This is a genomic window from Streptomyces sp. NPDC005423, assembly GCF_040606415.1.
Lineage (GTDB): Bacteria > Actinomycetota > Actinomycetes > Streptomycetales > Streptomycetaceae > Streptomyces.
Map to the genome: position 1 here is coordinate 127,105 of NZ_JBEXET010000005.1, position 13,957 is coordinate 141,061.

Genomic DNA, 13,957 nt, shown 5'->3' on the forward strand with positions numbered 1-13,957 from the left:
GAGGCGCTGGGGACGGGTCACCCGGCCATCCTGCCGTACCGGCGTTTTACGGACAGCGGTCCGCTCCCTTGAAGGCGGGCACGGGTGTCCGTAGATTCGACGGTAATGAATACCGTCGCCACCCTGGACCATCTCGTCCTCGCGACCCCGGATCTCGCGGCGACCGTCGCCGACTTCGCCCGGCGGACCGGTGTCGCTCCGGCCGACGGCGGAGTCCATGTCGGCCGGGGTACGCGCAACTACCTTGTCGCGCTGGGCGGTTGCCGCTATCTGGAGATCCTGGGGCCGGACCCGGCGCAGCCCGAGCCGGTCGGTCCGCGTCCCATCGGTGTCGACGGGCTGGCCGTCGCGCGCACGGTGACCTGGGCGATCAGCCCGCCCGACCTGGACGCGGCGGTGGCGGCGGCACGCGCCGTCGGGTACGACCCCGGACCGGTGCGGGCGATGAGCCGCCGACGGCCGGACGGGACGCTGCTGGAGTGGCGGCTGACCGACGGCGACACCGCGCACCCCTCCGGGCTGGTGCCGTTCCTCATCGACTGGGGCTCCTCGGCCCATCCGACGGCGTCGACGCTGCCGGTCGCACCCCTGCTGGCGCTGTCGGCGAGCGCGCCCGACCCGGCGGAGATCCGGCCACTGCTGTCCGCCGTGGGTGTCGAACTGCCCCTGACCGAGGGCCCGGTGGGCCTCTCCTTCACGCTGGACACCCCACACGGGCCGGTCACCTTCGAGTGAGCCGGACCGCCTGTCCGATCCGTTCAAGACCCGTCGCCATGTCCCTGCCTACGGTGACCGCATGACTCCACGATTCGACGCGATCGGCCTTGTCGTCTCCGACATGGCCGCCTCTGTCACCTTCTACCGCCGGCTCGGACTCGACTTCCCCGAGGATGCCGCGAACCAGCCGCACACCGAGGCCCGACTGCCGGGCGGGCTAAGGCTGTTGCTCGACACGGAGGAGACGGTCCGCTCCTTCCACCCGGAGTGGCGGGCCCCCACCGGCGGCGGCCGGGCCTCGCTGGCGCTGGCGTGCGCGTCGCCGGGCGAGGTGGACGGGGTGTACGAGGAGCTGGTGGGCGCCGGACACCACGGCGAACTCAAGCCGTGGGACGCCTTCTGGGGCCAGCGGTACGCCGTCGTCCACGATCCCGACGGCAACGGCGTCGACCTCTTCGCGCCGCTACCCGAGAGCGAGTAGCTCCCCCAGCGGCATCCCCGCCAACTCCCTCACCTCGCGCGCCAGATGGGCCTGGTCGGCGTAGCCGGTACGGACGGCGGTGACCGCGAAGGGCACGCCGTCCCGGGCCAGTGCGACGGCCCGCCGCAACCTCAGCACCCGGGCCAGGGTCTTGGGGCCGTACCCGAAGGCGGCCAGCGAGAGCCGGTGCAACCGGCGTACGCCGAGGCCGAGTTCGTCGGCGGTGGCGGCGACGGGGCGGCCGGCGTCCAGGGCCGCCACGAGCGGTCGTAGCAGCGGGTCGGGGGCGGGTGATCCGGCCGCGCGGTCCAGGGCGAGCTGTTCGAGCGCGGTGACGGGGTCGGCGGCGGCGTCGATACGCGCGCTCAGCCGCCGTACGGCCGCGGCGGGCCAGAGATCGGCGAGGTCGACGCGCCGGTCACGGAGCTCGTGCGCGGGAACGCCCAGGAAGGCGGGCGCGCCGCCGGGGCGGAACCGGACGCCGGCCCAGCGCGCGGGGGCTCCCCCAGGGACGTGGGCGCGGGTGTCGGGGCCGGCGACCAGCAGGCGGCCCTCGCTCCACAGCAGGTCCATGCAGCCGTCGGGCAGCACCGGCCGGACGGCGGACCCGTCGTCGAGGGTGCGGCTCCACACCACCGCGCCCGGCAGCCGGGACACCCGCTCCGCGTACACGTCTCCCAGGCTACGTCGACGATCCCTGGGGGTGATGGCCCGGGCCGCTCGCGGCGGAGTTCACTGGAAGGTATGACACAGAGCGCGCGAAACACGCAGAACATGACAGTGGTGGTGACCGGGGCCTCGGGTCGTACCGGGCGGCGGGTGACGGAGGCCGCGGGCGCGGCGGGGCTCACGGTGCGGGCGGCCACGCGGGAGCGGGGCTTCGACTGGACGGACCGGTCGACCTGGGCGGGCACCCTGCGGGGCGCCGACGCCGCCTATCTGGTCTTTCCCTCCGACGTCGGCGCGCCGGACGCGGCCCGCTCGGTCGGGCTGCTCGCGCGCGAGGCGGTCGGGCTCGGCGTACGGCGGCTGGTGCTGCTGTCCGCGCGGGGCGAGGAGCGGGCCCGGCCCACCGAGGAGGCGCTGCGGCAGTCAGGCGCGGAGTGGACGGTGGTACGGGCCGCGTGGTTCGCGCAGAACTTCGGCGAGGGGCCGGCGGCGGCGGAGCTCAGGAACGGCGAGCTGGTCTTCCCGGCCGACGCGGTACGCGAGCCGTTCGTCGACGCGCGGGACGTCGCCGACGTGGTGGTGGCCGTGCTGACGGCCGGTGACCGGTACGCCGGACAGGCGGTGACCGTCTCCGGGCCGAGGCTGCTGACCTTCGGCGAGGCGGTCACGGAGATCGCCCGGGCGGCGGGGCGCGAGCTGGCGTACCGGCCGGTGCCGGCCCGCGCGTACGCGGAGCGTCTGGCCGGGTTCGGGGCGGCGGCCGGGGAGGTCGACGCCCTGGTGGAGCTGTACGAGTCGCTGCTCGACGGGCGCAACGCGTATCTGTCGGACGGGGTGCGGGAGGTGCTCGGCCGGGAGCCGCGCGACTTCGCGGAGTTCGCGCGTGAGGCGGCGGCGGCCGGTGTCTGGAAGGCTTAGCCGCCGTGCCCAAAACCAGAAGTGACGGGCCGTCACTTCTCCGGTGCCGGCGGCCCTCCCGGGCTCTTGTGGGTGCTCTTCACATGGGTGCGCAGCCGGGAGGTCACGTCCTCGGGAGGCAGGAAGCGCGACCAGCGCTCCGGGAACTCGGAGGGCATGTCGGGGTCGTCGGGGTCGTCCTCCTGGTAGCTGCGGGCGGCGGCCAGCCGGACGGCGTACTCGGCGGCCTCCTCCTTCTGCCGGCGCTCGTTGGCCGCGCGGGCGGCGGCGGTCGCGGCGGCGGGCCAGACCCGGTCGATGGCCGCGTTGACGGCGGCGCCGACGAGCACCGCGAACGCGGACACACCGATCCACAGCAACACGGCGACCGGTGCGGCCAGTGAGCCGTAGATCGTGGGGCCCTCGACCGTGCTGGTCAGGTAGATGCGCAGCAGGAAGCTGCCGAGCACCCACATGGCGAGGGCCACCAGGGCGCCGGGCACGTCCTCGATCCACGGCGAGCGGACCGGGACCGACACGTGGTAGAGCGTCGTCAGGAAGACGACGGAGAGGATGATCACGACCGGCCAGTACAGGACCTGTACGACGGTGGTCGACCAGGGCACGAAGCTCACCACGGCGTCCGGGCCCGCCACCATCAGCGGGAGCGCGACCGATCCGATCAGCAGGGCCACGACGAAGAGCGCGAAGGAGAGCATCCGGGTCTTGACGATCCCGCGGGCTCCGTCCAGGCCGTACATCACGGTGATGGTGTCGATGAAGACGTTCACCGCGCGGGAGCCGGACCAGAGGGCGAAGAGGAAGCCGATGGAGATGACGTCGGGCCGGCCGCCCTTCATCACGTCGTGCAGGATCGGCTGCGCGATCTCCGAGACGCCCTTGTCGGACAGGACCGTGCGGGACGCCTCCAGGATGTTGTTCTCCAGGCTGGCGATGGTGTCGGCGCCGGTCCAGTCGTCGACGTAACCGAGCAGGCCGATCAGGCTCAGCAGCAGGGGCGGCACGGAGAGCAGGGTGAAGAACGCGGCCTCGGCCGCGAGGCCCAGGATGCGGTACTCCATGCAGGAGTTGACGGTGTCCTTGAGCAGCAGCCAGGCCGTCCTGCGCTTGGAGACGTTCCGGTAGAGGGCACGCGCCCGGTGGAGCCGGCCGGAGGGCCGCTCGGGGGTTTCACTTGCTGGCTGCACGCCCTAAAGGTATCCGCCGCGCGGCACTCCACTCATCCACCGGGGGTGACGGCCGGGCGGGCGCGTCGGCGTCCCGGGGAGAAGGACGGCGGATTCCTTCCGCCCCACACCCACGGGCCGGTGAAAAAGCGCCAAAAAGCAGAACGACCTTGACCCATTGACAAATGTCCGGAAAGAATCCGGATTGCAGTCATTACGCGCGCCGCGGCTGATCGCACAGAGCACGACACGGGGGCTTCGCGGGCCTGCTCCACGGCCCGTCGAGGAGGGTGCGCCGGTGCACCACGTACTTTCATCAACCGTATTCCGGCACGCGCGCATTCTTCCCCCCGCCCGTTTCCCGTGCCGTGGAAGGTGTCCCCGACGTGACCGTCGGCCGCGATTCCACCGGATCGGCCACCGGACCCTTTCCGGGGGCCCCGATCAGCATCGAGGAGCCCACGTGGTGGGAAATTCCGGCACCGTCGCAGAGAGCGCTCTCGCCGAGGCCCTGACCAGCGTCCTCCGTGCCATCCGCAGGCGCTCGCCCCGGGCCGGGCGGCCGTACCGCGGTCTCCCGCCCGTCGTCCGGCCGCCCGGTGGCCCGATGCCGGAGACGGGGCTGCCGCCCTGGTCCCTGTTCCCCGCCGTCACGCTCGACCCCGAGAGTCCACCCCTGCTCCGGGCCGACGGCGACGGCGACCCGGTCCGCTGGGCCGGCGCACACCGGGAGGCGCTGCGCGCCGTGGTGGCCGCGCACGGCTGTGTGCTGGTGCGCGGGCTCGGACTGCGCACACCCGGCGAGGCCGCCGCCGTCTTCCGGCAGCTGGCCGACTCGCTGATGCCCGACCGGGAGCCCTTCGCGCCGCGCGCCTCCCACCCGGACGGCGTGTACTCCTCGACCAGTTGGCCGGCCGAACGGCAGATGGGCATGCACCACGAGCTGAGCTACGCGCTGCGCTTCCCCCGGCTGCTGCTCTTCGCCTGCCTGGAGGCGCCGACCGAGGGCGGGGCGACGCCGGTCGCCGACGCGGAGGCGGTGCTGCGCACCCTGCCGGCCCGGCTGACCGAGCGGTTCGAACGGGAGGGATGGCTGCTGTGCCGTACCTACCACGAGGGGCTCGGGATCTCGGTGGCCGAGGCGTTCGGCACCGACGACCGGCAGGCCGTCGAAGGCTACTGCCGGGACCACGGCATCGAGTTCGCGTGGCGGGCCGACGGCGCGCTGAGCACCCGGCAGCGGCGGCCCGCCGTGGTCCGCCACCCGGTCACCGGCCGGCGCTGCTGGTTCAACCAGATCGCCTTCCTCAGCGAGTGGACGCTCGACACCGGGGTGCGCGACCACCTCGTCGGCCTCCACGGCGCCGACTCGCTGCCCTTCACCACCCGTTTCGGCAACGGCGACCCGATCGACGAGGACCTCGCGTGGACCATCAACGAGGCCTACGAGGCCCATCTCAGGCGCGAGCCCTGGCAGGCGGGCGACCTGCTGCTGGTCGACAACATCCGCGTCGCGCACGGCAGGGAGCCGTTCGAGGGCCCGCGCGCGGTGGTCGTGGCGCTCGGCGATCCCACGCGCCCGGCCGGCCGGACCCCGGGAGCGCGGGCGCGGGCCGCGTGAGGCGCAGTGCGGCTGTCGTGCGGGAGGGCGGCTGTGTCAGGGTGGAATCCACGTCCCTCCGCACGGGCAGGTTTGCAGCCATGGCACGTACCACCCACACCGTGACGAACCAGGCGCCGCCGCTGACCGGCTACGACGTCTTCGCCACCGACCGGGTCCTGACGGCGGCGGTCGAGCGGCACACCGCCCCCGCCCTGCTCGGCGAGGTGCGGACCGAACTGTCGGCGCTCGGCGAGGCGAGCGGCTCCGCGCAGGTCCAGGAGTGGGCGACCCAGGCGAACGAGAACCCGCCGAAACTGCGCACCCACGACCGCTACGGCCGACGGATCGACGAGGTCGAGTTCCACCCCTCCTGGCACCGGCTGCTCGGCAAGGGCATCTCGGCCGGCCTGACCACCGCCTGGGCACGGCCCGCCGGACATGTGCGCAGGGCCGCGGGGTTCCTCGTCTGGACCCAGGCCGAGGCGGGCAACGGCTGTCCGCTGTCGATGACCCACGCCGCCGTTCCCGCGCTCCGCGCCGATCCCGCCCTCGCCGCCGAGTGGGAACCCCGGCTGACGTCCACGGTGTACGACCGCGAGCTGCGGGGCGCCCACCTCAAGCCCGGTGCCGTCTTCGGGATGGGCATGACGGAGAAACAGGGCGGCAGCGACGTACGCGCGGGCACCACCGTCGCGCGGCCGCTCGCCGAGGAGGGGACGTACGAGCTGACCGGCCACAAGTGGTTCTGCTCGGCCCCGATGTCCGACGGCTTCCTCGTGCTGGCGCAGGCGCCCGCCGGACTGACCTGCTTCCTGGTCCCCCGCGTGCTGGCGGACGGCACCCGCAACGTGTTCCTCCTCCAGCGGCTCAAGGACAAGCTCGGCAACCGCTCGAACGCTTCCGCCGAGGTCGAGTTCGACGGGACCTGGGGGCGCCGGGTCGGTGACGAGGGGCGCGGGGTGCGCACCATCGTCGAAATGGTCGCGGCGACCCGGCTGGACTGTGTGCTCGGCTCGGCCGGTCTGATGCGGCAGGCCGTCGCGCAGGCGGTCCACCACAGCGCCCACCGCGAGGCGTTCGGCGGGAAGCTGCTCGACAAGCCGTTGATGCGCAACGTCCTGGCCGACCTCGCCCTGGAGTCGGAGGCGGCCACCACGCTCGCGCTGCGGCTCGCGGCGGCCTACGACGACGGCGGCGAGCAGGAGCGGGCGTTGCTGCGGCTCGCCGTGCCGGCCGCCAAGTACTGGGTGACCAAGCGCTGTACGCCGGTGACGGTCGAGGCGTCCGAGTGCCTGGGCGGCAACGGGTACGTCGAGGAGTCCGGTCTGCCGCGCCTGGTGCGCGAGTCGCCGCTCAACTCGGTCTGGGAGGGCGCCGGGAACGTGCAGGCACTGGACATGCTGCGGGCGATCCAGCGGGAGCCGCGTTCCCTCGACGCCTACCTCCAGGAGGTCGGCCGGGCGCGGGGCGCGGACCACCGGCTGGACCGGGCGATCAAGGACCTGCTGACCGAACTCGCCGATCTGGACGGCATCGAGAGCCGTGCCCGGCGGCTGACGGAGCGGATCGCGCTGGTGCTCCAGGGCTCGCTGCTCGTGCGGTTCGCGCCCTCGGAGGTCGCCGACGCGTTCTGCGCCTCCCGGCTCGGCGGCGACTGGGGCGCGGCCTTCGGGACCCTGCCGCACACCCTCGGCCTGGCGTCGGTGGTGGAGCGGGCCCGGCCGCAGCTCTGAGCCGGGGGTCCGAGCCGGAGGGTGATGCCGCGGGGGTGGTGCTGCGCCGACACGGCACCACCCCCGCACCCATGACCCGTAACGGGCCATGAACACCGCCCCGCACGCGGGACGGCGTAGGACAAGTTTCGGACACCGTACGGCCGTTCACCAGGGTTGCGGGGGGTTGCAACTTACCGGCCGACCTGGCCGGACCGGCTCCCTCCGGCCTCCTCGGACGGCACTATGAGACCGACAGCCTCCCGGGACCGAAACCGGCGCCCGGGCGACTTGACAACCGCTTCCGCGCAGGGACTTCCGAGGAGGACCAGTGGCGCACCCGTCGCCCACCGTGCCGCGACTCGCCGCCGCCGACGCGGCGCGGGCGGCCCGGAGGCTCTACGAGGCCCGTGCCGCCGTGCTCTCCGGAGAGCGCGCCCGCGTCGTGCCGCGTCCGGTGATCGAGGAGTCCTGGGAGCGCGCGATCCGTCACGGCATCGATCCCGAGCACGACTTCAGGACCGGGTCGCTCTCCCACGAGGAGGTCGAACGGCGGCGCGGGAACAGCCAGTTGAGGTATGTCCTGCCGGTGCTGCGGGAGGGGCTGGTGTCGGTCGCCGACACCGCGCACCACATCATGCTGGTCGCCGACGGCGAGGGCCGGGCCCTGTGGCGCGAGGGCAGCAGCCCGGTGCTGCGCAAGGCCGACGAGGTCGGCATCGAGGTAGGCACCGACTGGCGCGAGGACGTCCTGGGCCCCAACGGCCTGGGCACTCCGGCGGTCCTGCGGCGTCCCGTGCAGGTCTTCGCCGGCGAGCACCTGACGCGGTCACTCGCCTCGTTCACCTGCGCCGGGGCCCCGATCACCGACCCCAGGGACGGCCGGCTGATCGGGGTGGTGGACGTCAGCGGGCCGCCGGAGACCATGCATCCGGCGACGCTCGCCTGGGTCGCCTCGGTCGCCCAACTCGCCGAGGCCCGGCTGCGGGAACGGCACCGCGGCTCGCTGGACCGGCTGCGCTCGGCGGCGGCGCCGGTGCTGGCGCGGCTCGGCGGCCGGGCCATCGCCGTCGACCGGGACGGCTGGACCGCCGCGATCACCGGCATGCCGTACACGGACCGGGTCGCGCTGCCCAAGTCGCCCGCGGCGGGCCGCCGGTGGCTGCCCGCGCTCGGGGTGTGCTCGCTGGAGCCGCTGGCGGGCGGCTGGCTGATCCGCGCCGCCGTCGAGCCCGAACCGCCCGCCGCCACCCGGATCGTGCTGGATCTGGCCCGGCCGCACCGATGTTCGCTCACCGTCTCCGGCCGCTCGGGCTCCTGGACCCGCGAACTGAGCCCCCGGCACGCCGAGTTGCTCTACCTGCTGGCTCTGCGCGACACCGGCCGCAGCGCCGCGGGCCTGGCCGGGGAGGTCTTCGGCGACCCGAGCCGCACGGTGACGGTGCGCGCCGAGATGTCCCGGATACGGCGGTATCTCGGGGCTTTCCTGGAGCACCGGCCGTACCGTTTCCACGCGGACGCGGAGGTCGAGGTGGTGCTGCCGGACGACCCGCGCGCACTGTTGCCGCACTCCACCGCGCCTGCCGTGGCGGAGGGGAGGATGTCGGTACGAGTTCCGTACAAGGCGCGTGGTGCGGCATCTTCCGCATAATTGCGGGGTCTTCGACATCTCCGGCACCGGACTGCCGTAGCATCCCCTACGGGCCACCCCATCTGCTCCCTGGTCAACGCACGGATCACCAGCCGCAGTTGGTTCGCCTCGGGAGGACTTATGAGGAATCGCGGGCGACACCGCAGGCAACGGCGGGGCAGGGCGGTGCGCGCGGTCCTGACCGGGGCGGCGCTGGCACTCACCGCGGCGGCCACCGTGATCAGCGCCTCGCAGGCGACGGTCGTCTCCGGGCCCGGCGGCCTCAGACCGCTGACCTCGGCCGCCGACCTCGGCCGGTTGCGGCTCCAGGAGCGGGCGGAACCGAGCGGCACTCTGGACCGGCTGGCCTCGGCGATGGGCCGCCCGGTCGGCGTCGACACCGTACTGCGGAGCGCCGACCGCACCCTGCGCTCCGGGGCCGACTGCTCGGCCACCGAGCGGGAGGCGCTGCCCGTCGAACCGGCGGCCACCCGCGCGTACTGCTGGGACACCCGCACCTCCGCCGACGCCGCGTGGACGCCGCGCTCGGTGACCACGTCGGGCGACGCCGACGACGACGGCCTCTGGGGCGCGCACCGGGTGATCCTCGCGGGCTGGACGGAGAGCGGCCGGGGCCTGGCCCGGGTCGCCTTCGTGAACGCCGACGACCCCGCCCACCTCACCTACACCTGGGCCCTGCTCGCCGTACCGACGGACGGCGGGCGCGACTACCGGGGGCTCGTCTCGACCGTGTCCGGCATGGTCTGGTACCAGGACAAACTCCTGGTCACCACGGCCGACGGGACCGGTGACGCGCTCTACGTCTACGACATGGACCGCATCCAGCGCACCACGGTGACCACCTCCGCCGTCGGCCGGGTGGACGGCGGCTGGTCGGCGGCCGGGTACCGGTACGTGCTGCCGGCCGTCACCTCCTACCGGCTGACCGGCGGCGGCTCGGCCCTGCGGCCGCGGAACATCGCCCTCGACCGCAGCACGGCCCCGGACAGCCTGGTCGCGAGCGGCGACCGCGGCGACCGGCTGTGGCGCTACCCGTTCAGCAAGGACCCCGCCCGCGGCGGCCTGCTCGCCACCGACTCCGCGGGGCGGGTGACCGCCGGGGAGGCGTACGAGACGAAGGTGGCCGGGGTGCGGGGCGTTCTCGCGCAGGGGTCCGACTGGTATCTGAGCCGTGCGGCCGGCCAGGACAGCCGGCACGGGTCGATATGGCGACAGGACAGGAAGGGCGCGAAGGCCACGCGGTGCGGGGCCGACGAGAGCCGGCACTGCTGGAGCGGCGGCACCGACTCCCTGTCCTACTGGGCGGAGACCGGCGAGGTCTGGTCCCTCTCGGGCCGGATGCTCTTCGCCCTCCCGCTGGCGTCGGTCGACAAGTCCGTGCGCTGACACACCGCCGGTCCTGCGGGTTCCGCTCCCCCGGACCGACGGGCTGCGGGACCGGCCGGCTGCGATCGACAGATTCCCGGGCCGGATGATTCCCTGACAGGCATGACGACCATCCCCGTGACCACCTGGTCCCTGGAACAGACCGACCCGACCGACCTCCTGCCGGCCCCCGCGCCGGAGGGGGACGTGCGGATCGTCCGCGCCGAGGTCCCCTCGCCCGAGTTCAGCCGTTTCCTGTACACGTCGGTGGGCGGCGACATCCGCTGGACGGACCGGCTCGGCTGGAGCCACGCGCGGTGGCGGGAGCACCTGGACCGGCCGGGGGTGGAGACCTGGGTCGGCTTCGACCGGGGTACGCCCGCCGGCTACGCGGAACTGGACCCGCAGGACGACGGGGCCGTGGAGATCGTCTACTTCGGGCTGCTTCCCGCCTTCCGCGGGCGAGGCCTCGGCGGGCACCTGCTGGCGCGGGGCGCGGCCCGCGCCTGGGATCTCGCGGACCGCTGGCCCGGGCGGACGCCGACCAAGCGGGTCTGGCTGCACACGTGCAGCCTGGACGGCGAGCACGCGAGGGCCAACTACCTGCGCCGGGGCTTCACGTTGTTCGACACGGAGGTCGAGGAGGTCGCGGAGACGGTGACTCCGGGTCCCTGGCCCGGGGCATACCCTCGCTGACCTGGGGAGACAAGAGGGCGTGGGCGTCGTGTGATCGACAACACGCCTCTCTCACATAGCGAGACAAGGATGTCCACATGACGGACGAAGCTGGACTGTGTCCAGAACGCCGTGCCACGCTTCCGTCATGTCCGGAACTGGAATTGCCTTGGTGAGTCGGCGCCACGTCGACCTCGGCCGCATGTCCAGCGCCATCTGTCCGGCGAGCTGACGAGCCGCAGCGCCGCCGGTTTCCCCCTGCTTGTCTCGTCTTGCGCAAGGACGCGCATGTATGCCCGCATGCGCCCGCCCGCGCAGGTCAGAGCCGCATTCCGCCTGTCCCGAAGGACGTCTAACCATGGCCGCCACCCCGCAGAACCCCGCTGCCGCAGCGCCCCGCCGCAAGGTGAGCCGTCACCGCGGTGAGGGTCAGTGGGCAGCGGGACACTTCACCCCGCTCAACGGCAACGAGCAGTTCAAGAAGGACGACGACGGTCTCAATGTGCGGACACGCATTGAGACGATCTACTCCAAGCGCGGGTTCGACTCCATCGACCCGAACGACCTGCGCGGCCGGATGCGCTGGTGGGGCCTGTACACCCAGCGCAAGCCCGGGATCGACGGCGGCAAGACCGCGATCCTGGAACCGGAGGAGCTGGACGACAAGTTCTTCATGCTGCGGGTCCGGATCGACGGCGGCCGGCTGACCACGGAGCAGCTGCGGGTGATCGGCGAGATCTCGCAGGAGTTCGCGCGCGGCACGGCCGACCTCACCGACCGGCAGAACGTGCAGTACCACTGGATCCGCATCGAGGACGTGCCCGAGATCTGGAACCGGCTGGAGGCCGTGGGCCTGTCCACGACCGAGGCCTGCGGTGACACGCCCCGCACCATCCTCGGGTCGCCGGTCGCCGGCATCGCCGAGGACGAGATCATCGACGGCACCCCGGCGATCGAGGAGATCCACCGCCGGTACATCGGCAGCAAGGAGTTCTCCAACCTGCCCCGCAAGTTCAAGACGGCGATCTCCGGCTCCCCGCTCCTCGATGTCGCCCACGAGATCAACGACATCGCGTTCGTCGGCGTCGAGCACCCCGAGCACGGCCCCGGCTTCGATCTGTGGGTCGGCGGCGGCCTCTCCACCAACCCCAAGATCGGCGTCCGGCTCGGCGCCTGGGTCCCGGTGGAGGAGGTGCCGGACGTCTGGGCGGGAGTGATCGGCATCTTCCGCGACCACGGCTACCGGCGGCTGCGCACCCGCGCCCGGCTGAAGTTCCTGGTCGCGGACTGGGGCCCGGAGAAGTTCCGCCAGGTCCTGGAGAGCGACTACCTCAAGCGGGAACTCCTCGACGGCCCCGCGCCCGCCCAGCCGGTACACCGCTGGCGCGACCACATCGGCGTCCACCGGCAGCAGGACGGCCGCTTCTACGTCGGTCTCGCCCCGCGCGTCGGACGCATCGACGGCGCGACCCTGACGAAGATCGCCGAGGTGGCGGAGGCGCACGGTTCGGGCCGGGTCAGGACCACCGTCGAGCAGAAGCTGATCGTCCTCGACGTGGCGGAGGCACAGGTCGAGCCGCTGGTCGAGGCGCTGGAGGCGCTGGACCTCACCGCCCGCCCCTCCGCCTTCCGGCGCGGCACCATGGCCTGCACGGGCATCGAGTACTGCAAGCTCGCCATCGTCGAGACCAAGGCGCGCGGAGCCGCCCTGATCGACGAACTGGAGCGCCGCATCCCGGAGTTCGACGAACCCCTCACCATCAACCTCAACGGCTGCCCGAACGCCTGCGCCCGCATCCAGGTCGCGGACATCGGTCTCAAGGGGCAGTTGGTCCTCGACGAGCGGGGCGAGCAGGTCGAGGGCTTCCAGGTGCACCTGGGCGGCGCCCTCGGTCTGGAGGCCGGTTTCGGCCGCAAGGTCCGCGGTCTGAAGGTCACTTCGGAGGAACTGCCCGCGTACGTCGAGCGGGTCCTGCGGAGGTTCCAGGCGGAGCGCGAGGACGGTGAGCGCTTCGCCGTCTGGGCGGCGCGCGCCACCGAGGAGGCCCTCTCATGAGCGAGCGGGCCGCCCCCTTCTACTGCCCCTACTGCGGCGACGAGGACCTGCGTCCCAGCGAGCAGGGGCACGGCGCGTGGGAATGCGCGGCATGCAACCGGGCCTTTCAGCTGAAGTTCCTCGGGCTGCTCGCCCGGGGCGTTCAGCGGCCGGAAGCGGCGGGAGGCGAGATATGACGACCACTCAGGAACAGCGTACGATTGAGGACTTGAAGGCGCTCGCCGAGCGGGCGGGCCGTGACCTGGAGGACGCTTCCGCGCTGGAGATCCTCCGCTGGGCGGCCGACACCTTCGGCAAGCGGTTCTGCGTGACCTCCTCGATGGAGGACGCGGTGGTCGCCCACCTCGCCTCCCGCGCGATGCCCGGCGTGGACGTCGTCTTCCTCGACACCGGCTACCACTTCCCGGAGACCATCGGCACCCGGGACGCGGTCGAGGCCGTGATGGACGTCAACGTCCTCACCCTCACCCCGCTGCAGACGGTCCAGGAGCAGGACGCGGAGTACGGCCCCCGGCTGCACGACCGCGACCCCGACCTCTGCTGCGCGCTGCGCAAGGTGCGGCCCCTGGAGCGGGGGCTGGCCGCGTACGAGGCCTGGGCGACCGGGCTGCGCCGCGACGAGTCCCCGACCCGGGCCGGTACGCCGGTCGTCGGCTGGGACGAGAAGCGCCGGAAGGTCAAGGTCTCGCCGATCGCCCGCTGGACGCAGGACGACGTGGACGCGTACGTCGCGGAGCACGGCGTCCTCACCAACCCGCTGCTGATGGACGGTTACGCCTCCGTCGGCTGCGCGCCCTGCACCCGCCGGGTGCTGGCGGGCGAGGACGCGCGGGCCGGCCGCTGGGCGGCCAGTGCGAAGACCGAGTGCGGACTGCACGGCTGACATGGCCGCGATGGCGACCCGCCCGGCGTCCGCGACGGACCGGTCGCCGACAGACCAGATG

At 73.0% G+C, this 13,957-nt stretch carries 14 protein-coding genes; 12 read left to right on the forward strand and 2 right to left on the reverse strand.

Going from position 1 to position 13,957, the window contains the following annotated elements:
- Positions 1-105: 105 nt before the first annotated feature.
- Together ABZT12_RS09550 and ABZT12_RS09555 are read left to right on the forward strand one after the other, a co-directional pair.
- Positions 106-735 carry a VOC family protein gene (locus ABZT12_RS09550; protein WP_356380018.1) on the forward strand — a complete coding sequence of 210 codons (630 nt, stop codon included), beginning with the start codon at positions 106-108 and terminating at the stop codon, positions 733-735.
- 61 nt (positions 736-796) lie between these two features.
- Positions 797-1,198, forward strand: coding sequence for a VOC family protein (locus ABZT12_RS09555; protein WP_356380021.1), 402 nt, complete (start codon positions 797-799; stop codon positions 1,196-1,198).
- Here ABZT12_RS09555 and ABZT12_RS09560 read toward each other — a convergent pair.
- Positions 1,181-1,870: a DUF6597 domain-containing transcriptional factor gene (locus ABZT12_RS09560; protein WP_356380024.1), complete on the reverse strand. Its 690-nt coding sequence runs from the start codon at positions 1,868-1,870 to the stop codon at positions 1,181-1,183. The two genes, ABZT12_RS09555 and ABZT12_RS09560, sit on opposite strands and share 18 nt — an antisense overlap.
- A 72-nt stretch (positions 1,871-1,942) precedes the next feature.
- Here ABZT12_RS09560 and ABZT12_RS09565 point away from each other — a divergent pair, with 72 nt between their 5' ends.
- On the forward strand, positions 1,943-2,785 hold the full coding sequence (locus ABZT12_RS09565) for an NmrA family transcriptional regulator (RefSeq protein ID WP_356380027.1): 843 nt from the start codon (positions 1,943-1,945) through the stop codon (positions 2,783-2,785).
- A gap of 32 nt (positions 2,786-2,817) precedes the next feature.
- Here the strand turns inward: ABZT12_RS09565 and ABZT12_RS09570 are convergent, their stop codons facing one another.
- The gene (locus tag ABZT12_RS09570; protein ID WP_356380030.1) at positions 2,818-3,972 is read right to left on the reverse strand and encodes a YihY/virulence factor BrkB family protein; all 1,155 of its coding nucleotides are present in this window, start codon (positions 3,970-3,972) and stop codon (positions 2,818-2,820) included.
- Positions 3,973-4,558: 586 nt separating this feature from the next.
- On the opposite strand from ABZT12_RS09570, the gene ABZT12_RS09575 reads away from it, so the two are divergent.
- The 9 genes from ABZT12_RS09575 to ABZT12_RS09615 all read left to right on the forward strand — a co-directional run bounded on the left by ABZT12_RS09575 (position 4,559) and on the right by ABZT12_RS09615 (position 13,896).
- Positions 4,559-5,572 carry a TauD/TfdA family dioxygenase gene (locus ABZT12_RS09575; RefSeq protein WP_356380279.1) on the forward strand — a complete coding sequence of 338 codons (1,014 nt, stop codon included), beginning with the start codon at positions 4,559-4,561 and terminating at the stop codon, positions 5,570-5,572.
- Positions 5,573-5,652: 80 nt separating this feature from the next.
- Positions 5,653-7,287, forward strand: coding sequence for an acyl-CoA dehydrogenase family protein (locus ABZT12_RS09580; RefSeq protein ID WP_356380033.1), 1,635 nt, complete (start codon positions 5,653-5,655; stop codon positions 7,285-7,287).
- 310 nt (positions 7,288-7,597) lie between these two features.
- Positions 7,598-8,917: a GAF domain-containing protein gene (locus ABZT12_RS09585; protein WP_356380036.1), complete on the forward strand. Its 1,320-nt coding sequence runs from the start codon at positions 7,598-7,600 to the stop codon at positions 8,915-8,917.
- Positions 8,918-9,037: 120 nt separating this feature from the next.
- Positions 9,038-10,303: a hypothetical protein gene (locus tag ABZT12_RS09590; protein WP_356380039.1), complete on the forward strand. Its 1,266-nt coding sequence runs from the start codon at positions 9,038-9,040 to the stop codon at positions 10,301-10,303.
- Between the two features lie 102 nt (positions 10,304-10,405).
- Positions 10,406-10,978 (forward strand): GNAT family N-acetyltransferase, encoded by a 573-nt coding sequence (locus ABZT12_RS09595; RefSeq protein ID WP_356380042.1) that lies wholly within the window; start codon positions 10,406-10,408, stop codon positions 10,976-10,978.
- Positions 10,979-11,105: 127 nt separating this feature from the next.
- A complete protein-coding gene (locus ABZT12_RS09600; protein WP_309486338.1) occupies positions 11,106-11,189 on the forward strand; it encodes a putative leader peptide in 84 nt (27 codons plus the stop codon).
- Between the two features lie 126 nt (positions 11,190-11,315).
- Positions 11,316-13,013, forward strand: coding sequence for a nitrite/sulfite reductase (locus ABZT12_RS09605; protein ID WP_356380045.1), 1,698 nt, complete (start codon positions 11,316-11,318; stop codon positions 13,011-13,013).
- Positions 13,010-13,189 carry a hypothetical protein gene (locus ABZT12_RS09610; RefSeq protein WP_356380048.1) on the forward strand — a complete coding sequence of 60 codons (180 nt, stop codon included), beginning with the start codon at positions 13,010-13,012 and terminating at the stop codon, positions 13,187-13,189. Before ABZT12_RS09605 ends, ABZT12_RS09610 begins: the two co-directional genes overlap by 4 nt.
- The gene (locus ABZT12_RS09615; RefSeq protein WP_356380051.1) at positions 13,186-13,896 is read left to right on the forward strand and encodes a phosphoadenylyl-sulfate reductase; all 711 of its coding nucleotides are present in this window, start codon (positions 13,186-13,188) and stop codon (positions 13,894-13,896) included. Before ABZT12_RS09610 ends, ABZT12_RS09615 begins: the two co-directional genes overlap by 4 nt.
- The last annotated feature ends 61 nt before the right edge of the window (positions 13,897-13,957 follow it).